Below are 20,054 nucleotides of genomic sequence, written 5' to 3'. Positions count from 1 at the left end.
CGCGCTGACCGCCAAGGTCGACTCCGTCGACAGCATCGCCAAGACGGCGGTCGTGTCCGGCACGGCCACCAAGGGCGCGGCGATCTCCATCGGCGACGAATCGACCACCGCCAACGCTGAAACCGGCGCCTGGTCCCTCACCGTCGGTGGCCTCGAAGTCGGGGACAACGAGCTCGTCGTGATCCAGAAGGTCAATGACCGCGAGATCGACCGGGTGACCGTGACCGCGACTGTCGAGGGCCGTGCCGAACTGGCACCCATCACGCTGTCCGGTCCGGCCTCGGTCACCCCGGGGCGCTCGAACACTTTCACGGGCAAGGCGGAGCCGGGCGCGACCTACCGGGTGCTCAACGTCTCCGGCAACCAGATCGTCCCCGACATCCGCGACGTCGACGACCAGGGCAATTGGACGTTCGACCGCGTCGTCTCCAACGGCGCATCGAACTTCCGGTTCGTGATCGAGCAGACCAAGAACGGCCAGGTCGCCAAGTCCGAGCTGTTCACCATCAACGCCACGGCACTCGCCCCGGTGAAGGTCCTCACACCGGAACGGGTCACCCCGGGCCGCTCGAACACCTTCACGGGTACCGGTGAGCCCGGCGCCACCTACCGGGTGCTCAACATCTCCGGCAGCCAGATCGTCCCCAACATCCGCAATGTGGACAACGCGGGCAACTGGACGTTCGACCGCGTCGTCTCCAACGGCGCACCGAACTTCCGGTTCGTGATCGAGCAGACCAAGAACGGCCAGATCGAGAAGTCGGAGCTGTTCACCATCGACGCGGCGGGCTTGGCTCCGGTGACCGTCGACAACCGTGCAGTCACGCCCGGCGTCGTGAACACCTTCACCGGCACCGGTGAGCCCGGCGCCACCTACCGCGTGCTGAACATCAGCGGCACGCAGATCGTCCCCGGCATCTTCGAGGTCGACTCCGAGGGCGAATGGCGCTTCGACCGTGCCGTTTCGCGCGGTGCGACCGAGTTCCGGTTCGCCCTGGAGCAGACCAAGAACGGCAAGACGGAGCTCAGCGAGCTCTTCACCCTGCCGGCCGACACCAAGTAGCACCCTCCGGCGGCCCCTCCTCTCGCAGTTCGCGACAGGAGGGGCCGCCCCACGCTCACCAGAGAGGAAAACCCGATGAACACCACGATCTCCCGCGGTCTCGCGGCCGCATCCATCGCCCTCGTCGCCGCACTCGGCATGACGGCGTGCAGCTCCTCCGATGCCAAGGACCCCGCGCCGACGGCTTCCAGCACCGCGAAGGCCGCCCAGACCACCTACAACGAGTGCATCGACGGCGCCGTGCAGCTCTGGGACGACAACGCCGACTCGAAGAAGACGATCACGACGGACGACTGCGCCGCAGCGAACCTCATCAGCTCGGACCGCACGTACGAACTCGGCACGATCGGCACCATCACCGTCGAGGCGAGCAACGCCACGATCTCGGTCGCCTCGACGAAGAAGGTCTTCTTCAGCGGGTCGAACAACACCATCACCTACACGGGCGAAGCACCGAAGGTCGACGACCAGGGCAAGAAGAACACCATCAAGGCAGCCGACTGACCCCAGCCCACCCCGCAGGGCCCCATCACCACCGTGACCTCCGAGAGGCCGACGGCCAGATCGGCCTCGGCCTCTCGGACTCGCGACGCAGCGAGACCTTGGGATCGGTGGAACCAGCACCTCCCGTGAAAGAGAGTCACATCTCCATGCCCAGAACCAAGTGCACCTTCACCGCAGTGGGTGCAACGACGCTCACAGCAGCGGTCGTCATCGCCGGCCTCGGCTTCGGCCCGGGCGCAGCCGTCGCCGCACCGTCCGAGGAGGCCCAGTCGTCGGCTTCCTCCGCGTCCGAGGTGCCGACGACCGATGCCACCACGATCTCCGGGTCCGCCGGGGCCGAGGTCGTCACGTCCGACCTCCCTGCTCCCGTCGTCACGAACCCGCTCCGCCACGCCGATGGCGCCGGCGTCCGGTTCCAGTACACGGTCGCCGGCACGCCCGGCGCCGAGGTCTGGATCGAGGACCGCACCCCCGGTTTCGCCAAGGTCGGGACCATCGGCGCGAGCGGCACCGCGGTGATCGACACCCAACGCGGCCACGAAGGGGCAACCCTCCAGCTGCGCATCGGCTCGCAGGTCTCCGGGAACACTCGCGTCGAGACCGCGGACATCCCAGCGACACTTCCAGCCCCCGAGGTGAGCAGCGCGTACCGGTACACCGACGCGTTCCGTGACACGAAGTTCGAGTACACGATCTCCGGGACCGCCGGCGCGGAGGTCTGGCTCAACGACAGGGACCCCGACGACGCCCACGTGGGCACGATCGGCGAGGACGGAACCGCCGTCATCACGACCGATCGTGGGCACGGAGGCGCAACCGTGCTGCTCCGGCTCGCGGCACAGCAGTCCGAACGCGTGTCGATCGCGGTCGAGGACATCAAGAACCAGCTCCCCGCTCCGACCGTCACCGGGGCGACCCGGTACATCGACTCGAACGGCGACACGAAGTACACCTACACGATCACCGGCATCACGGGTGCGACGGCGCAGTACCGCACCCAGGTCGGCGACTTCACCAGGCTCGGCACCATCGTCGCCAACGGCGCCACCACCTTCACCGGCGCCGACGGCAAGAACGACGGCGAGATCGAGTTCCGCCAGCAGCTCAGCAGCAACGGGGACTCCCCGATCGTGGCGTTCCGAGCCAGCGACATCGTGGGCACGCTGGCGCCGGTGACGGTGACGACGAAGACCTACAACGCCGGCACCACGAACAGGTTCGAGGGCACGGCGCATCCCGGCGCGCAGCTGCAGATCGTCAACAACTCCGGAACCGTCCTGGTCGACGGCATCTCCGTCGGCGCCGACCGCAAGTGGTCCTTCAGCCGTGCCATGTCGGCGAGCGCCACCGGCTTCGAGTTCAAGGTCGTCCAGGCGATGGACGGGAAGACCGCGACCTCGGAGCTCTTCCGCGTCGAGGCCGTGAAGGACTGGAAGCCCGGCGCGGTCGACAACCAGTACGTGTCCTCGGGCGTGGTGAACACCTTCACCGGTACCGCGACGCCCGGTGCGACGATCCGCGTCCTGAACGTGTCGAACACCCAGATCGTGAACAACACCATCCGCGCGGACCAGAACGGCCGGTGGGCGTTCACGCGGGGCATCAGCAACGACGCCACGAACTTCCGCATGAAGATCGAGCAGCGGCTCGGTGACGACGTCCGCACGAGTGCAGTGTTCACGATCGATGCTGCCCCGATCACGCAGGCGCGGATCACCGGTCCGTCGCGCCTGGTTCCGGGGGTCGCGAACACGTTCACCGGCACCGTCGACCCGGATGCCACGATCCGGATCCTGAACGGCTCCGGAACCCGGATCGTCGCACCGGACGACATCACCGTCGACGCGAACGGCACCATGGCCTTCGACCGCGTGGTCTCCCGCACCGCGACCGAGTTCCGCTTCAAGGTCGAGCAGACCAAGGACGGGTACATCCGCACGTCGAACGTCTTCACGGTCCGGCCGTAGCTCCGCCACCGGCGAGTGACGAAGGGGACGGGGGCTGACCCCGTCCCCTTCTGCGTGCCGTATTGTTCTTTCACATGTAATGTTTTAGACTGGTGCTGCAACCCGACCGGAGGCCCTCCTTGAACTACCTTGCCGTCATCCGCGCCCTGCTCTCGGGCTGGTGGATCATCGCCGGCGCCACGCTCATCGGGGCTGGCGCTTCCCTCGTCGTCACCACCATCACGCCGCCGACGTACCAGTCGTCGACCTCGTACTACGTGTCCGTCGCCGGGGTCACCTCGGCGACAGCCGGTGAGATCGCGCAGGGGTCGACGGCCGCGCAGCAGAAGATCAAGTCCTACATGCAGCTCGCAGCCTCTCCCCGGGTCCTGCAGGGCGTGATCGACGAGCTCGACCTGGACACCACGCCAGCTGCCCTCGCGTCCCAGGTCACCACGTCGGTCGACACGGGCAGCGTCATCATCAAGATCGCCGTGCAGGACGACTCCGCGAAGGCGTCGGCCACCATCGCCGAACGGATCGGGAAGAGCCTCGCCACCGTGGTGCAGCAGATCGAGCCGACCGGCGCCGACCGGAAGCCGTCGGTCACGCTCGAAGAAGTCACACCGGCCTCCGTGCCGACGAGCCCCATCGCTCCGCGGAAGGCCGCGGACATCGCACTCGGCCTGTTCGGCGGCCTCGCTGTCGGTGCAGCCCTCGCCCTGCTCCGCGCCGCCGTCGACACGCGGATCCGCTCGGGCGAGGACCTCGACGTCGACGTGCCCGTGGTCGGCGACATCGCGTTCGACACCGACGCTGCCCGTCAGCCGCTGATCATCCGCGACGAGGTCAACTCCGCCCGGTCCGAGGCCTTCCGCAGCCTCCGCACCAACATCCAGTTCCTGCGGACGAGCGGCGCCCCGACCATCGCCCTGACGAGCGCTCGCCCGTCCGAAGGCAAGACGACCACCACCGCCAACCTCGGGATCGCGTTGAGCAAGAGCGGCATCCGGACGGTCATCATCGACGCCGACCTCCGTCGACCGAACGTGGCCGCCCTGATGAACATCGAGGGTGCCGCCGGACTGACCGACCTGCTCGTCGGTCGTGTCGAGCTCGAGGACGTCCTGCAGGACTGGGGCGTCGACGGTCTCGCTGTCCTGCCCGCCGGCACGGTCCCGCCGAACCCCAGCGAGCTCATCGGGTCCGAGGCGATGGCCCGGGTCCTCGCCGAGCTGGCGTCGCGCTTCGACGTCGTGCTGGTCGACACGCCCCCGGTGCTCGCCGTCACCGACTCGGCGCTCGTCAGCACCCTCGTGTCGACGACCCTGCTGGTCACCGCCGCGAACCAGACGAAGACGTCCGACGTGCGTCTGGCGATCGAGGCGCTGTCGCGCGTCGGTCAGCAGGTCGCCGGCGTCGTCCTCACCAAGACGAAGCACAAGGCGTCCCGCAGCGCCTACTACCGCTCGGAGTACACGAGCGCCCGTACCGCCTGACCGATGACAAGGACCCGATCGATGCTCCGCCCACGCACCCTCCGTCCACGCACCCTCCGCACGAAGCGCCTCCTCGACGTCGTCGGCGCCGCCGTCGCACTCGTCGCACTCGCTCCGGTGCTCGCCGCTGTCGCCGCCCTGGTCGCCGCGAAGCTCGGCCGCCCGGTGCTGTTCCGCCAGCGCCGCCCCGGACTCCACAGTGAGCCGTTCACGATCCTGAAGTTCCGCACGATGCTCGAACCCGATCCGGGACGCGGCCGCGTCTCGGACGCCGACCGGCTCACCCCGTTCGGCGAGTTCCTGCGGTCCACGAGCCTCGACGAGCTGCCCAGTCTCTGGAACATCCTGCGCGGCGACATGAGCTTCGTCGGTCCCCGCCCGACCCTCTGCCGGTACCTCGACCTCTACACCGCCGAGGAGGCCCGCCGACACGACGTCCTGCCCGGCCTGACCGGTCTGGCCCAGGTCCGCGGGCGCAACGCGCTGCCGTGGCCCGAGCGGCTCCGGTCGGACGTCGAGTACGTCGACACCCTGACCCTCGGCCTCGACCTGCGCATCCTGCTCCGCACGGTGGGCATCGTGCTCCGTCGAGAGGGCATCGCAGCGCCGGGCCACGTCAGTTCCGACGTCTTCGAGGGCACGGCCGCGATGACGGGTGGCTCCCGGTGAAGACCGCCTGGATCGTCAACCACTACGCGCACCACCACGAGCGCGACGGGCGCGCGACCCGGCACCAGCACCTGGCCGACGGCCTCCGCGAGCACGGGTGGCACACGGTGGTCATCGCCGCCGGCACGGACCACCCGTCCGGCCGCTCGCACCTCCGCGGCACGACGCTGCGCGAGCGCTGGTCCGGCGACGGCTACGAGTTCTGCTGGCTCCGCGGAGTCGACCACCGCGGGTCCGGCGTACGCCGCGCGATCCGCCGCGTCGCCGACATCGGCCTGTTCACCGCGCTGCTCCTGGCTCCGCGCACGCTCCGGGGCCTCCCCCGCCCGGACGTCGTGATCGGTGGGTCGTTCCACCCACTGGCGGCGTGGGCGGCTTCGATACTCGCTCGACGGCTGGACGTGCCGTTCGTCTTCGAGCCGCGCGACCTCTGGCCGGAGTCGGCACTCGGGCTCGCGGGGATGACCGAGCGGCACCCGGTGATCCGCGTCCTCCGACGACTGGAGCGGGCCGTCGTCCGTCGGGCAGCGCACATCGTCTCCCCACTCGAGGGCGTCGGGCGGTACTACGCCGACCGCGGTCAGCCCACCCCCTTCACGTGGATCCCGAACGGCGTGGCGATCGACGAGCAGACGGACCAGCCAGACACCACGGCCGCCGAAACGACGAGCACCGCCACCGACACCGACACCGACACCGACCGCTTCACGGTCACCTACATCGGTTCGATGGGCCCGGCCAACGCCCTCGAGGCCGTGCTCGACGGCTTCGCGCTCGCCAGCCGTCGGTCCGCCGCTCGCGGCGGACCGCACCTGGTGCTCCGCATGGTCGGGGACGGATCGGACGTCACCGCGCTCCGGGAACGCGCGTCGCGCCTCCCGGCCGGTACCGCCGTGATCTGGGACGGACGCGTGCCGCAGGACCACGCGCGTCGCATCGGCCGACAGGCCGACTGCCTGGTCGTCAACATGCACGACCTGCCGCTGTACCGACACGGCGTCTCGATGAACAAGCAGTACGAGTACATGCTGCTCGGCCGCCCGTTGCTCGTCGGCGCACCCGTCACGCTCGAACCGGTGGCCGCGTCCGGCTCGGGCATCCACGTCCGACCCGACGACCCCGAGGCGATCGCCGAGGGCATCGAGACCCTCGCGGCGATGCCGGCTGACGAACGCGCCGCGATGGGCGCCCGAGGCCGCGACCACGTCATCCGCGAGCACGACTACCGCCGGCTCGCCGGCGTCCTGGCGGGCGTCCTCGACGACACCGTCGCCTCCCGCTGACCTCCCCACGACCACCGCGCACCACCCGAGGAAACCCGAGCATGAACCCCGACATCGTCCACGTCTCCAGCGCCCACCCCTGGGTCGACAACCGCGTCCACCTGCGCGAGGCCGCCGCAGCGGCCGCCGCCGGCTACCGCGTCCGGCTCATCGCCGTCGCGTCCGACCTCAGCGCGCCAACGACGGCCGTCGAGGTGGTGCGGATCCCGCGGCGAGCGCGCGTCCGACGCATGGTCGTGTCGACGACACAGGCACTCGTCCTCGCGCTGCGCTCGCGCGCACAGGTGGTGCACCTGCACGATCCCGAGCTGATCTGGACGGTCCCGGTGCTCCGGCTCGCCGGTCGCACCGTCGTCTACGACGCCCACGAGGACCTGCCCGACCAGGTCTGGGGCAAGGACTACCTGACGCACCGGCAGCGCGCCGTGTTCGCGTGGCTGTCGCACGGCCTGCTGCGGGTCGCCGGGACGGCGCACCGCGTCGTCACGGCGACCGAGTGGACGGGGCGCCGGTTCCCGGCATCGCGCCGCATCGCGATCCACAACTTCCCCTTCGCGCGTCCGGAGGACGACGCCCAGCTCGGACTGGAGGCCCGCCCCGCCCTGGTCGCGCACGTCGGGGTCCTGAGTCGCGACCGTGGGATCGACGTGCTCGCGTCCGTGGTCGAGGAACCGTCGTTCCCGGCGGACTGGCGGATCGAGATGGTCGGTTCGATTGACCGGGCGACGTCGACGGATCGGCTGCGAGCCGCCGAGGCGACCGGCTCGGCCGTGCACGGCGGTGTCGTCGGTCCGATGGAGGCACGCGACCTGCTCCTCCGCGCCCGCATCGGGGTCGTCCCGTTCCGACGGACCCCCGTCACCGACCAGATCTTCCCGACGAAGCTGTTCGAGTACCTGGCAGCCGGGCTCGCCGTCATCGCCACCGACATCCCGTTGTGGCGACACCTGCTGCGCGGCGTCGAGTGCGTGACGTTCGTCCCCGCCGACGACCCGGCGGCCATCGCCGAGGCGATCCGCCGGTACGCCGACGACCCTGCCCTGCTCCGTCGGCACGGTGCCGAGGCCCGGCGCGCCGCAGCACGCTTCACGTGGGCCCCGGAGGCCGAGCGGCTCGTCGCGATGTACGACGAGCTCCTGCCCGGCGTCCGCACCGCGCGCCTGAGCGCGACGGCCACCCGGTGACGCAGGCGACGATCGACCGGGCCGCCCTCGCCCGGCCGGTGGGGCGTGCGGCCGGGGTGTTCGCCGCGGTCGGGCTCCTCGGCCTGACGATGAACTGGATCTCGGCGAACCTCGTCGCGCCGCTGTTCTCGTACCTCGGGTACGGCTTCGTGCCCGCCTCGTGGCAGGCGGTGCTCGTCGTGATCACGCTCACGGCCACCGTGGCGCTGACGCTGCCGCGGGTGCTCGTCCGGCCGTCGCACGTCGTGCTCTGGACCATCTTCGTCGTCTGCGTCAGCCCGACGATGATCATGAGCGTCTCGACCGGGTACGTGTCCACCGCCACCGCGATCGGGTTGAGTGCAGCCGTCGGCACGGCGTTCTCGCTGGTCAGTCTGGCCACCCCGCGCAGCGCGACGGCGCCGGCGGCGCAGCTCGACCCAGCGGACGACGTGCTCGTCGTCGGTCCGCGCAGGATCGACCGCGGCATGCTCACGTGGACGGTGTGCTGGGTGTACTCGCTCGTCACGTACGGGCTGATGGCGGCCACGGTCGGCATCCACATCCGGTTCCTGGCGCTCGACGACATCTACGAGGTGCGCGCCGACTACTCGTCGGACGTCGGCAGTGGCGGTGCCCTCGGCTACCTGCTGACCGGTCAGGCGTACGTGATCAACCCGCTCCTCCTCGCACGGGGCATCTTCCGTCGGCGTCCGTCGCTGGTGGTCCTCGCCCTGGTCGGGCAGTTCCTGCTGTACTCGAGCACCGGCTTCAAGGCAGTCCTGTTCTCGTTCGTCGCCGTCCTCGGCATGGCGGTGCTGTTCCGGGGGACGAAGCCGGCGCGGTCGCTCGCCTTCCTCGGTGCCCCGCTCGCGATCATGGTGGTCTCCGCCTTCGCTGACGAGGTGCAGGGGGGCATCACGTGGACGTCGGTGTTCACGCGCCGCTTCATGCTGACGCCGGGGCTGCTGTCCTCGGTGTACGTCGACTACTTCTCCGACAACCCCGTCGCGAAGTACGGCTACTCGTTCCTCAGTACCTGGGTCGACTACCCCTACGACCTGCCGCCACCCAAACGGATCTCCGACTACCTGGTGCCCGGCTCGGTGGGCTACGCGAACGCCAACCTGTTCGCCGACGGGTTCGCGAACCTCGGGTGGATCGGGATCTTCGTCGCTGCGGCTGCGCTGTTCGTCTGGCTGCGGTTCCTCGACGGTGCGAGCCGGGGGCTCCCGATGCGCGTCGCGGCGATGGCGGTGGTGATGCCGAGCATCATGCTGTCGAACACGTCGATCTTCACGGCGATGCTCTCGCACGGGCTGCTGATGGGGACGCTGATCCTGCTGATCGCACCCCGCAGTGGCTGGGAGCGGGCGCCGCGGAACGGTTCCGACCGCCGCGCAGCTCAGCCTTCGCGGACGCGGACCACCGCTCCGGCAACGGCCACGACCGCAGTCGTCGTCGCGCCCCAGTCGTTGTCCACGAGCACCAGGTCGTTCGCCGTCTGCCGACACAGCACCCCGTAGACGGCGCCCTGCTCGACACTGCCGTCGTAGTGGTTGCCCATCAGGTGCCCGCGGTTCTCCGTGGCGCGGACGTCGATCGCGACCGACGTCGCGCTTCCCTGCTTCCGCAGCCCGGCGATGCGGTTGCCGACGAGGGCGATCGCGTCGTTCGAGTGGTACAGCGAGAGGCCGCGCCGGACCCCGCTCGGCAGGTGGTTGTGTGCGACCAGCAGGTCCCTGGTGAGGTACACGAGGACCGCGCCGTCACGGTCGCCGTCCCCGTACCCCGTCACGGTGTTGCCCCGGACGATGCCGTTCGCCCGTTCGGCATCGTCGCCGACGGTCTCCCCGGCACCCCGGACGACGATGCCGGAACCCGGTCCTGGGGTCGTCCGCCGGACGACGTTGTCGATGACGGAACAGTCGAGCGGCGCGTACTTCGTAGCACTCGCGTCCGACTCGTCCTTCGAGGGGACGACGGCGATGCCCACCCGGCAGTCCTCGACCAGGTTGCGCAAGATCGCGATGGACTGCCCGCCGTGCGTGTCGATGCCCTCCCAGGCGGGGACGTCGGACACGTGGTTGTCGGCGATGACGACACGAGCGGACCGCGGCGCCTCGACGAGCCCGGTGGTCGTGGCCCGCACGGCCTCGATCCCGTAGGAGTTCGGGTAGGGCGCCGGCTGGGTGATCCGAGCGATCCGGTTGCGCAGCACGGAGCCGTCCGTGCACGAGAACATGAGGACCCCGGCGTACCCGATGTCCGCGATCACGCTGTCGGCGACGCTGAAGACCCCGCAGTGCTCGAGCAACACCCCGTCGTGCGGGAAGTCACGGATGTCCGCGCCCTGGACGTGCACGTCCCGCAGCGGTCGCGCCGACGTCCCGGCGATGTGCACCCCGCGGCCGAGGCCGGCGTGGTCCGACCCCGATCCGCGGAGGACGGCGTCGACGATGGTCACACCCGAGGCCGTGACGACCACCAGATCGATGTCGCGCGAGGTGGAGAGCGACCCGCCCACGAAGCGGATCGTCAGTGGCCGGTCGACCACCACGGGCGCTGAGAGCACCCAGTGCCGGGTCACGACGAGGACGCCGTCCGGGTCTGCGGCGGCAACGGCGTCCTGCAGCCGTGCGACGCCGATGTCGGACCGCGGCTGCGGCTGCGACTGCGGCTGCGGCTGCGACGCCTGCGCGCGCCCGGCGGGGGCGAGCAGCGCGACCGGGATCGCGCTGGCCGCACCGAGCAGTGCGTCACGACGACTGATGTGCGGACGCGACGACGTGCCGCGGGTCACCGTCCGGTCGCTTCCGGCATCGGTGCCACACCGGACAACGACCGGTACAGGTCGAGGAGCACCTGTTCCTCGCGGTCCCAGCGGAAGCGCTCGCGTACCAGGGCTCGCCCGGAAGTCGCGTGACGCAGGAGGAGCTCGGGGTCCTCGTCGTACCGGCGGATCGCGGCGACCACGGCCTCTGGGTCGCCCGGCGGGACCCACGTCGCGCAGTCGGCGCCGGCGAGGAGTTCCCGCCAGAGGGGGACGTCCGTCGCGACGACCGCGAGGCCTGCTTCCAAGTACTCGAACAGCTTGGTCGGGATCGAGGCTGCGTACGCCGGAGTGGGGAAGAGCGGGAGGAGCCCGATGCGCGCGGACACCAGCAGGTCGCGGGCGGCGTTCGGGAGCAGGACGCCACGGTGGTCGATCCGGCGCGCGCGGACGAGGTCGTCGAAGGCTCGGCGGTCGACCGCTCCGTCGATGGGTCCGGCCGTCCGCACACGCCAGCCGTCGGGGAGCTTCCGGGACGACGCGACACCGGTCAGCACGTCGAGGCCCCGGTCGCGGCTCATCGACCCGATGTAGACGACGGTCTTGTCGCGGTCGATCACCGACTGCACCGCCGTGTCCTCGGCTCGCAGCTGCGGGACGTTCCGGACCAGCACCGTGCGGTCGACGGGGAACCGGCGCGCGATGGTCGGGGTCGCCGCCACCACCGTCCGGGCTCGCCGCGCGACGACGAGCACCGCGTGCGCTGCGACCGTGCTGACGCGGCGGGCGACCGGTCCCAGGTACTCCTTGCCCCGCACCTGTGCCGGCAGGTCTTCGTGCGCGTCGTAGACGACCGTCCGGTGGAGGCCGCGGAGCACGGGGACGGCCCACACGAGCTCGGGGTCGTGCAGGTGCACGATCGGAGCCCGCGACGACAGTGCCGCGTGGACGGCCTGGACGGACGACACCAGGACGCGGCGCCCGCGGCGTCGTGCCGGGAGCCTGCGGACGTACACCCCGGTCTCGGGGTCGGGCTGGTCCCAATCGCGATCGGCACCGACGCCCGCTGCTGCGACGGCGATCAGGGCGGTGCGGTACCCGGCCTTCGCCGCGCTCCCTGCAGCGCGGAGGTGCACGCGGTTGTCGGTCCACGGGTGCGCACTCGAGACGTGCACGATCTCGAACGGGCGGGGACGAAGGGGCATGCCCCGAAGCTAGGGGTCTCCTCGCCCACGAAGCGAGTTATCTACATGTCGCATTTCACGGATCGGTTGTCCAGAGCGGCGTGTGCGGTTCGGTCGTGGACCCGGGCGGCCCGGAGGACGAGGAGGAGCACCGCCGCGTACGAGATCGCCATCGCGGAGGCGAGCGACACGAGCACGACGGGCATCGGCGCACCGAGCAGCGACGGCACGAGCACTGCCGAGGCGGACAGCGCGAGCCGTGCTCCGTCCCAGACCAGTTGCGCTCCCTGCCGCTGCAGCATCGAGAGCACCTGCGTGACCGGCGACACCGCGACCTGGATCGCGAAGGCCGGGACGAGCACCTGCGCGTACGTCCCCGAGACGGCCCACTCCGGGCCGAACACCGTCGAGAACACCGCCGGGCCGAGGAGCACGACCACCACCGCGGCCACCGCCCCGGCGAGCGCCAACCGCACGACGAGGCGGACCAGCAGCCCGCGGACCGGATCGGCCGAGCGGATGCGGAGGCCGAACGCCCCGGCGGCGTACTGCGCGGTGGCGTCGGCGACCATGCCGACCGGAGCGCCGAGCACCCGCATCGTGAGGGCGACGAAGCCCGCGGCGACGCTGCCGTGCAGGGCGGCGATGAGCAGCGACGGTGCCTGCTGCCCGACGACGTTGAGCATGGAGGACCACGGCGTGATGAGGAGGAACCGCCGGTGGTCCCGAGCGGCGGCCGAGAGCGTCCGCGGGGTGGTCCGCGCGGCGTCGCCCCGCCGGAACCGGACCATCCCGAGCAGGGCTGCGATCCGTCCCACGGCGAGGCCGCCCACCAGACCGATCGGACCGGCGACGGCCATCGTCAGGTTCCAGACGGACTGACCGACGCCCTGACAGGCGTTGCGCACGGCGATCGAACGATGTCGTTGCTGACGCGCGAGCACGGCCGAGGCGATCCGTTGCGCTCCCACGGCGACGACGGTCACCGGGACGACCCACCACAGTTCTGCGAGGGCCGGGGCGGCGAACCACCGCGCCGCATCGTGCCGGAGCGCCCAGGACGCCCAGGTCGTCCCGGCGCCGACGGTCAGTGTCGAGAGGAGCCCCAGGACGACCAGCGCCCTGGCCGTCGCTGTGTGGTGCGCGACGACCAGGGCGCGGTCGGTGCCGAGTGTCGCGCCGGCACCGAGGATGCTCGCGACCGCCGTGACCACTGCGAGGGTGCCGAAGTCGGCTGGCGTGTACAGCCGGGTGAGGAGCGGCGAGATCGCCACGACGAGCCCCTGCCCGAGGACGGTGCCGAGGAGGATCGTGGCGATCGCCGGGAGACGCCGTCGGGGCGTGGAGCGCACTGCGTCAGGCCGACGGGGCGACGGCAGGAGCGCCGATCGCCGTCACGGTGGTCGATGCCCACCGAGCGACGTCCAGCACGCGCCGGCCGTCGACGACGGTCCGGACACCGGGCAGACGGGACTCGTCCCACGTCGCGTACTCGGCGTGGTCGGCCTGCACGACTGCGGCGTCGACGGGCTCGCCGTCGGCGTGGGGCTCGAAGCCGAGACGGCGGAGTTCGTCGGCGGAGTACAGCGGGTCGGAGACCGTCACGAGCGCGCCGTGTGCCCGGAGTGCGTCGACCGTGCCGAACACTCCGGAGAAGGCGGTCTCCTTCACCCCGCCGCGGTACGCCGCGCCGAGGACGACGACGCGCTGGTCACGCAGGTCGCCGTGCAGGCGCTCGAGGAGGTCGACCGCGTGCGACGGCATCGCGGCGTTCCGGGCACGCGCAGCACGGACCACCGTCGCCTCCGGGTCGTTCCAGAGGTACAGCCGGGGGTAGACCGGGATGCAGTGCCCGCCGACGGCGATCCCGGGCCGGTGGATGTGGCTGTACGGCTGGGAGTTGCACGCCTCGATGACGGCGGCGATGTCGATGGCCTGTCGTTCGGCGAACCGTGCGAACTCGTTCGCCAGGGCGATGTTGACGTCGCGGTAGGTGGTCTCGGCGAGCTTCGCGAGCTCGGCGGACTCGGCGGTGCGGAGGTCCCAGACGCCGTTCGGGCGGTCGAGGTCGTCGCGCTCGTCGAACTGCAGGACGGCTTCGTAGAAGGCGCGTCCGCGTGCGGAACCCTGGTCGGACAGCCCGCCGACGAGCTTCGGGTAGCGGCGGAGATCCGCGAACACCCGCCCCGTCAGCACGCGCTCGGGCGAGAACACGACGTGGAAGTCCCGCCCCTCGACGAGTCCGGACCGCTGCTCGAGCCGAGGCGCCCAACGGCCACGGGTGGTCCCGACCGGGAGCGTGGTCTCGTAGGCGACCAGGGTGCCGGGTCGCAGGTGGTCCCCGATCGTGTCGGTGGCGGCGTCCATCCAGCCGAAGTCCGGGATGCCGTCCGAGTCGACGAACAACGGGACGACGACCACGACGACGTCGGCCTCGGGGATCGCGGTGGCGGCGTCCGTGGTCGCCCGGAGCCGACCTGCGGACACGACCTCGCGCATCCCCTCGGCGAGCCCGTGCTCGCCGGGGAAGGGTTCGATGGCCGCGTTCACCGCATCGACCACCCCGCTCGCCACGTCGAGGCCCGTGACGCGGGCACCGGACCGGGCGTACTGCACGGCGAGCGGGAGTCCGATCTTGCCGAGACCGACGACGACGACGTTCATGCTGCTGCTCCTTCGGGCTCCGTGCCGAGCTGCACGGTCTGCTGGATCCGCGAGGACTCGAGGACTGCCTCGGCGACCAGCACCGTGCGCAGCCCGTCGCGGAGGGTGACGATGTCGGACGGGCGCCCGAGCACGGCGTCGCGGAACGCCTCGTGCTCGACGAGCAGGGGCTCGCGCTTGGTGATGGCGAACCGGGTGCTCGCCCCCTCGGACACACCCCGGAAGGCGGCCACCTGGTCCCACTCGGTCCGGACGGTGCCGTTCTCGTGGAAGGTCAGGTCGGCGGTGAGCGTGTCCGCGACGAAGGTGCCGCGTTCGCCGGTGACGATCATCAGTCGTTCCTTGAACGGCGTCAGCCAGTTCACGAGGTGGGACGTCAGTGTGCCGTCAGCCAGGCGACCGGTGACGGTCACCAGGTCTTCGTGCGGCCGCCCGCTCTTCGTCCCCGCGAGCGCCCCGACGTGGGCGAACGGCGACCGGGTGATCCACGAGGTCGAGTCGATGTCGTGGGTGGCGAGGTCCTTCACCACGCCGACGTCGGCGATCCGGGCGGGGAAGGGCCCCTGGCGACGCGTGACGATCTGGTAGACGTCGCCCAGTTCTCCGGCGTCGAGTCGCTGCCGCAGCGCCTGCAGTGCGGGGTTGTACCGCTCGATGTGTCCGACCGCACCGACGAGTCCGGCGTCGTCGAAGGCGGCCACGAGCCGCGCGGCAGCAGGACCGTCGACCGCGACGGGCTTCTCGATCAGGGCGTGCACCCCCGCCTCGGCGAGCTCCACGCCGACGGCTTCGTGCAGTGCGGTGGGGACTGCGACGACCGCCGTGTCGATGCCGATGGCGAGCAGCTCGCTGACGGAACGGACGACCGGCACCCCCTGAGCGACGTCGTGCCGGTCGCCGAGCGCATCGGCGACACCGACCAGTTCGACCCCGTCGATCGAGCGCAGGACCCGGGCGTGGTGCCGCCCCATCATCCCGAGGCCGATCACGCCGGCCCGCAGCACGCGGCTCATCGGCCGGCCCCGGCGAGGGTGTTGACGGCCTCGACGACGCGGTCGAGCTGGGACAGGGTCAGGGTCGGGTACACCGGCAGCGCGAGGACCTCGGTGGCTGCGCGCTCGGTCTCGGGCAGGTCGGCCTCGTGGCCGAACGACGGCAGCCGGTGCACGGGCGTCGGGTAGTAGACCCCCGTGCCGATGCCGAACTCGGACCGCAGGGCGGCCGCGAAGCCATCGCGGTCGGACGGCACCCGGACGACGTACTGGTGGAAGACGTGCTCGGCTCGCGGGTCGGTCGTCGGGGTGACGACGCCGTCGAGTTCACGGGTGAAGTAGGCGGCGTTCGCTTGGCGTTGCGCGGTCCACCCGAGCACCTTGCGGAGCTGGACCCGTCCGATCGCCGCGTGGATGTCGGACATCCGCGCGTTGAAGCCGACGACCTCGTTCGCGTAGCGCTGCTCCATGCCCTGGTTGCGGAGGAGCCGGAGCATGCGGTCGACGTCCGGGGTCCGGGTGGAGACCATGCCCCCTTCGCCCGCCGTCATGTTCTTGGTCGGGTAGAGGCTGAACGCGGCGGCGTCGGACCCGCTGCCGACGCGCGCACCCGCCCACCGGGCACCGTGTGCCTGCGCCGCGTCCTCGATGACCAGCAGGTCGTGCTCTCGGGCGATCTCGGCGATCTCGGTCATGTCGGCCGGGTGCCCGTAGAGGTGGACCGGCATGACCGCGCGGGTGGCCGGTGTGACGGCGGCGCGCACGGCAGCGGGGTCGACGCAGTACGTCAGGGGGTCGATGTCGACGAACACGGGGGCGGCGCCGACGAGTCGAACGGCGTTCGCGGTGGCGGCGAAGGTGAACGAGGGGACGATGACCTCGTCGCCCGGGCCGACGCCGAGGGCGACCAGTGCGAGGTGCAGCGCCGCCGTGCCGCTGTTCACCGCGGTGACCGCTGCGCCCTCGACGAGGACCGCACCGAACTCGCGCTCGAAGGCAGCGACTTCCGGACCCTGCGCGAGGCCGCCGCCTTCGAGGACGGCGTCGACGGCGCGGCGTTCCTCGATGCCGATGAGCGGCTTCGCCGCCGGGATGAGTTCGAGTGTGGTGGTCATCGGATGGCCTCGATCGTGTCGGTGGTCTCGGAAAGGCGGAAGCGGTCACCGGTCTCGGTGCAGACCAGGGTTCGGTCGTCGACCTGCGCGAGGCGTCGGCCGGTGCGGCTCACCCAGCCGATGCGGCGGGCGGGAACCCCGGCGACGAGGGCGTGGTCCGGAACGTCGTGGACGACGACGGCACCGGCAGCGACCAGCGCCCACCGGCCGATGCGCACCGGCGCCACGCAGAGGGCTCCGGCGCCGAGGGAGGCGCCGTGCTCGACCACGACGGCGGTCGGTCGCCAGTCGTCGGCGTCCTGCAGGGTGCCGTCCGGGTTGATCGCCCGGGGCGTGTTGTCGTTGGTCAGGACGACGCCGGGCCCGACGAAGACGCCGTCGCCGATGACGGCCGGCCCGTAGACGAGTGCCCCGTTCTGGATCTTGCAGCGGGCGCCGACCTGGACGCCGGCCCCGACGGTGACACCGCGGCCGAGCAGTGTCTCGCTGCCGACGGACGCTCCGGCTTCGACGTGGGAGTCGTCCCAGACGCGGACGCCGCGCGCGATCACCGCCGAGGGCGACACGACGGCGGTCGGGGCGACGAACGCGTTCGGGAGGATGGTGCTCGGGCTCATGGGTGCGCTTCCTGATCAGGCGCGGCGGTCCCTCCGCTGCATGCCCAGCGTACGATATACCGGTACGACATATCAAGTGTCATCATTGCAGCCGTGATGCATTCGTGCGACGACCGCCGCGGACCGGTTCCCGGAGGCCGCCGGGTAGTGTCGACCCGTGCGATGGAGTCGAGTGAACTGGCCGTCCGTGGGCTACGTCTCCCTCGAGGACTTCGACGGGCAGCGGGAACACGTCGCCCGCGTGCTCGAGGACGCTCCCCCGGCCGTCGCCGCACTCCTGACCGTCAAGTGGACGGACTCCCGCATCGCACGATGGGACGTCGAGCACCCGGATCTCGCGCACCCGGACCTCGCGCACCCGGACGACGAGGACGACGACGACACCGCGACGACGGTCGACCTGCCCGGGCACGGTGTCCCCGACCCGGTCGTCGTGCACACCGAGGTCATCGTCCGCAACGACGAGGTGCTCGACACCCCCGACGGCCTGTGGCGCCGGTGGAACCACGCCAGGGTCACGCTCCGACTCCGCGACGCCGTGGTGGACCCACCCCACACCGACCCCGCAGCACTGCTCGCCGGGGACGCCCACGTCGTGCGCGGTGAGCTCGAGTACCTGCACGAGCTCGACCAGTGGGAGCTCCGCCTGCTCGTCTCCCCCGTCGGCGAGGTGGCGATCCGCTTCCGGGGCGTCCGGGTCGCGATCCGCAGCGTGCCCGAGTCCGTCTACACGGAGCTCGACGCACGGCCAGCGCGCGGCTGGCACGGTCCGGTGCCGGACGGCTGGGTCGAGTACGCCACCGAGGTGGTGCGTGCCGCCGCGTACGGCGACCTGGGCGGACTGCACCTGGCCGACGACGCGAGTGACGTCGACGACGTCGACCCGCGCTGGGGCTTCGCCCCGCTGCACGCCGCCGCGTGGTTCGACCGGCCCGAGATGCTCGAGGAGCTCCTGCGTCGCGGCGCGTCGCTGCAGCTCACCGACACCGAGGGGCGGACGCCGCTGACGCTGGCGATCGACCGCGATGCACGTCGGGCGATCGACGTGCTCGTGGCTGCGGGCGCCGACCTGGAGGCCCGGGACACCGACGGCAACACCCCGATCGTCCGCGCCGCGTGGGGTGGCCACGGTGCGATCGTGCGGTCGCTCGCCGCCGCGGGTGCGGACACCAGGGCGCTCGGCTCACGGGGCGCGTCCCTGCTGATCGCCGCGGTCGACTCCGGTGACCTGGACACGGTGCGGTCCGTGCTCGCCCTGGACGTCGACGTGAACGCCGAGGACGACGAGGGCTCGACCGCCACCGCTCGCGCAGAACTGCTCCGCGACCGAGCGGTCGCGGAGCAGTTGGCGCACTACTACTCGGGGAGCTGATCGAGCCGGCGGGCTACTCCGCCGTCTCGATGGCGTTCGCCTGGGCGACCTTCCCGTACCAGTGCGCGGACGGCTTCGGCGTGCGCTCGAACGTCTCCGGGTCCCACGACACCAGGCCGAAGGTCGGACGGAAGCCGGACGCCCACTCGTAGTTGTCCAGGAGCGACCAGTGCTGGTAGCCGAGGACCTCGATGCCGTCGTCGATGCAGCGGTGGATGCCCTCGAGCGCGCCCTGCGTGTAGGCCTGGCGACGGGTGTCGTCGGCGGTGGCGATGCCGTTCTCGGTGATCATCAGCGGGACACCGCCGGACAGCTCCCACGCGCTGCGCAGCCCGTCGGCCGAGGCCTCCGGGTAGAACTCCCAGCCGGTCAGGGTCGTCTCGACGTCGTCCGCCACGGGCAACGGACCGGAAGCGCCGATGAACGTCCGGGTGTACGCCTGCACGCCGAGGAAGTCGTCGCCGGCGGCGTTCTCGAGGTACCAGTCGTCGCGCGGGTACCCGTACTCGCGGAGCATCGCGTCCGCGCCGAGCTCACCGTTGGACTTGAACGCCTGCGTCGCGACGGTCCAGCCGCTCTGGATGCCATCCACCTGGGAGAGCACCTCCCGCGAACGCTTGTGGGACTCGAGCAGGGCGTCGGCGACGCCCAGGTCCGGGTTCGGCAGGCCGTACGCCACCAGGTTCGACGCGTCCTCGCCGCCGGCGAGCATCGCGGCGATGTTCGGCTCGTTGATCGTGCAGACGTACCGGACACCATCGGACACCACGGGCAGCGCGGCTTCGGTGTAGCGGGCGAACAGGTCGGCCGCGTCGGGTGCGCGCCAGAAGCCGTCGCGTTCGAACCAGCGGGGCACCGTGAAGTGCATGAGCGTGACGATCGGCTCGATGCCGAACTCGTGGCAGGCGTCGACCATGCGGCGGTAGTGGTCGATCTCGGCGCGGCTGACGAACCCGCGTTCCGGCTCGATGCGCGCCCACTCGATGCTGAACCGGTACGAGTTCAGGCCGAGCTCGGCGGCGATCCGGATGTCCTCGCGGTAGCGGTGGTAGCTGTCCGCGGCGTCGCCGGACGGCTCGACGATGGTGGTGTCCGGCTCGTGCTCGTGCACCCACCAGTTCGAGTTGACGTTGTTGCCCTCGATCTGGTGCGCGGCGGTGGCGGCACCCCAGAGGAAGCCCTTCGGGAAGTCGAGCGTGCTGATGACGGG

General features: G+C 71.0%; 16 protein-coding genes. 8 read left to right on the top strand and 8 right to left on the bottom strand.

All coding sequences use genetic code 11. The annotated features are described in order from the left end of the window. From M4960_RS17585 to M4960_RS17555, 7 genes are all read left to right on the top strand, one after another. Positions 1 to 1,063 (top strand): hypothetical protein (locus M4960_RS17585; RefSeq protein WP_248704955.1); only part of this gene is annotated, 1,063 nt, incomplete at its 5' end. Positions 1,064 to 1,138: 75 nt separating this feature from the next. Then, on the top strand, positions 1,139 to 1,567 hold the full coding sequence (locus M4960_RS17580) for a DUF3060 domain-containing protein (protein ID WP_248704954.1): 429 nt from the start codon (positions 1,139 to 1,141) through the stop codon (positions 1,565 to 1,567). 146 nt (positions 1,568 to 1,713) lie between these two features. Further along, entirely contained in the window at positions 1,714 to 3,534 is a 1,821-nt protein-coding gene (locus M4960_RS17575; RefSeq protein WP_248704953.1) for a hypothetical protein, read from the top strand. A gap of 119 nt (positions 3,535 to 3,653) precedes the next feature. Further along, on the top strand, positions 3,654 to 5,012 hold the full coding sequence (locus tag M4960_RS17570; RefSeq protein ID WP_248704952.1) for a polysaccharide biosynthesis tyrosine autokinase: 1,359 nt from the start codon (positions 3,654 to 3,656) through the stop codon (positions 5,010 to 5,012). Between the two features lie 3 nt (positions 5,013 to 5,015). Beyond that, positions 5,016 to 5,681 carry a sugar transferase gene (locus M4960_RS17565; protein ID WP_308222027.1) on the top strand — a complete coding sequence of 222 codons (666 nt, stop codon included), beginning with the start codon at positions 5,016 to 5,018 and terminating at the stop codon, positions 5,679 to 5,681. Further along, a complete protein-coding gene (locus M4960_RS17560) occupies positions 5,678 to 6,964 on the top strand; it encodes a glycosyltransferase family 4 protein (protein ID WP_173169855.1) in 1,287 nt (428 codons plus the stop codon). The genes M4960_RS17565 and M4960_RS17560 overlap by 4 nt, the downstream gene beginning before the upstream one ends. Before the next feature lie 41 nt (positions 6,965 to 7,005). After that, positions 7,006 to 8,148, top strand: a complete 1,143-nt coding sequence (locus tag M4960_RS17555) for a glycosyltransferase family 4 protein (protein ID WP_173169856.1) — start codon at positions 7,006 to 7,008, stop codon at positions 8,146 to 8,148. Between the two features lie 1,384 nt (positions 8,149 to 9,532). On the opposite strand, the gene M4960_RS17550 is transcribed toward M4960_RS17555, so the two are convergent. Genes M4960_RS17550 through M4960_RS17520 form a run of 7 tightly spaced genes read right to left on the bottom strand, consistent with a single transcriptional unit; the run spans position 9,533 to position 17,472 of the window. Beyond that, positions 9,533 to 10,930, bottom strand: a complete 1,398-nt coding sequence (locus M4960_RS17550; protein WP_248704951.1) for a right-handed parallel beta-helix repeat-containing protein — start codon at positions 10,928 to 10,930, stop codon at positions 9,533 to 9,535. Further along, positions 10,927 to 12,105, bottom strand: a complete 1,179-nt coding sequence (locus tag M4960_RS17545; protein ID WP_248704950.1) for a glycosyltransferase — start codon at positions 12,103 to 12,105, stop codon at positions 10,927 to 10,929. Before M4960_RS17545 ends, M4960_RS17550 begins: the two co-directional genes overlap by 4 nt. 41 nt (positions 12,106 to 12,146) lie before the next feature. Beyond that, positions 12,147 to 13,436, bottom strand: coding sequence for a lipopolysaccharide biosynthesis protein (locus M4960_RS17540; protein WP_248704949.1), 1,290 nt, complete (start codon positions 13,434 to 13,436; stop codon positions 12,147 to 12,149). A gap of 4 nt (positions 13,437 to 13,440) precedes the next feature. Then, complete coding sequence (locus tag M4960_RS17535) at positions 13,441 to 14,748, bottom strand: nucleotide sugar dehydrogenase (protein WP_248704948.1); 1,308 nt, start codon at positions 14,746 to 14,748, stop codon at positions 13,441 to 13,443. Beyond that, entirely contained in the window at positions 14,745 to 15,761 is a 1,017-nt protein-coding gene (locus M4960_RS17530) for a Gfo/Idh/MocA family protein (protein WP_123293517.1), read from the bottom strand. Before M4960_RS17530 ends, M4960_RS17535 begins: the two co-directional genes overlap by 4 nt. Next, complete coding sequence (locus M4960_RS17525; RefSeq protein WP_123293516.1) at positions 15,758 to 16,855, bottom strand: DegT/DnrJ/EryC1/StrS aminotransferase family protein; 1,098 nt, start codon at positions 16,853 to 16,855, stop codon at positions 15,758 to 15,760. The genes M4960_RS17530 and M4960_RS17525 overlap by 4 nt, the downstream gene beginning before the upstream one ends. Continuing rightward, complete coding sequence (locus M4960_RS17520) at positions 16,852 to 17,472, bottom strand: acyltransferase (RefSeq protein WP_123293515.1); 621 nt, start codon at positions 17,470 to 17,472, stop codon at positions 16,852 to 16,854. Before M4960_RS17520 ends, M4960_RS17525 begins: the two co-directional genes overlap by 4 nt. 157 nt (positions 17,473 to 17,629) lie before the next feature. Here M4960_RS17520 and M4960_RS19845 point away from each other — a divergent pair, with 157 nt between their 5' ends. Beyond that, positions 17,630 to 18,844, top strand: coding sequence for an ankyrin repeat domain-containing protein (locus M4960_RS19845; protein ID WP_131881261.1), 1,215 nt, complete (start codon positions 17,630 to 17,632; stop codon positions 18,842 to 18,844). A 13-nt stretch (positions 18,845 to 18,857) separates the two neighbouring features. Here the strand turns inward: M4960_RS19845 and M4960_RS17510 are convergent, their stop codons facing one another. Next, complete coding sequence (locus M4960_RS17510) at positions 18,858 to 20,048, bottom strand: glycoside hydrolase family 1 protein (RefSeq protein WP_131881262.1); 1,191 nt, start codon at positions 20,046 to 20,048, stop codon at positions 18,858 to 18,860. Positions 20,049 to 20,054 lie beyond the last annotated feature (6 nt).

The organism is Curtobacterium sp. MWU13-2055 (genome assembly GCF_023242305.1).
Lineage (GTDB): Bacteria > Actinomycetota > Actinomycetes > Actinomycetales > Microbacteriaceae > Curtobacterium.
This window is presented reverse-complemented; position numbering and strand designations above follow the sequence as displayed.

Excerpts from the sequence above, each read along its gene's own strand:
- M4960_RS17520 (WP_123293515.1), bottom strand. The coding sequence starts at position 17,472 with ATGAGCCCGAGCACCATCCTCCCGAACGCGTTCGTCGCCCCGACCGCC.
- M4960_RS17535 (WP_248704948.1), bottom strand. The coding sequence starts at position 14,748 with ATGAACGTCGTCGTCGTCGGTCTCGGCAAGATCGGACTCCCGCTCGCC.
- M4960_RS17525 (WP_123293516.1), bottom strand. The coding sequence starts at position 16,855 with ATGACCACCACACTCGAACTCATCCCGGCGGCGAAGCCGCTCATCGGC.
- M4960_RS17575 (WP_248704953.1), top strand. The coding sequence starts at position 1,714 with ATGCCCAGAACCAAGTGCACCTTCACCGCAGTGGGTGCAACGACGCTC.
- M4960_RS17530 (WP_123293517.1), bottom strand. The coding sequence starts at position 15,761 with ATGAGCCGCGTGCTGCGGGCCGGCGTGATCGGCCTCGGGATGATGGGG.
- M4960_RS17580 (WP_248704954.1), top strand. The coding sequence starts at position 1,139 with ATGAACACCACGATCTCCCGCGGTCTCGCGGCCGCATCCATCGCCCTC.
- M4960_RS17545 (WP_248704950.1), bottom strand. The coding sequence starts at position 12,105 with ATGCCCCTTCGTCCCCGCCCGTTCGAGATCGTGCACGTCTCGAGTGCG.
- M4960_RS17555 (WP_173169856.1), top strand. The coding sequence starts at position 7,006 with ATGAACCCCGACATCGTCCACGTCTCCAGCGCCCACCCCTGGGTCGAC.
- M4960_RS17565 (WP_308222027.1), top strand. The coding sequence starts at position 5,016 with ATGACAAGGACCCGATCGATGCTCCGCCCACGCACCCTCCGTCCACGC.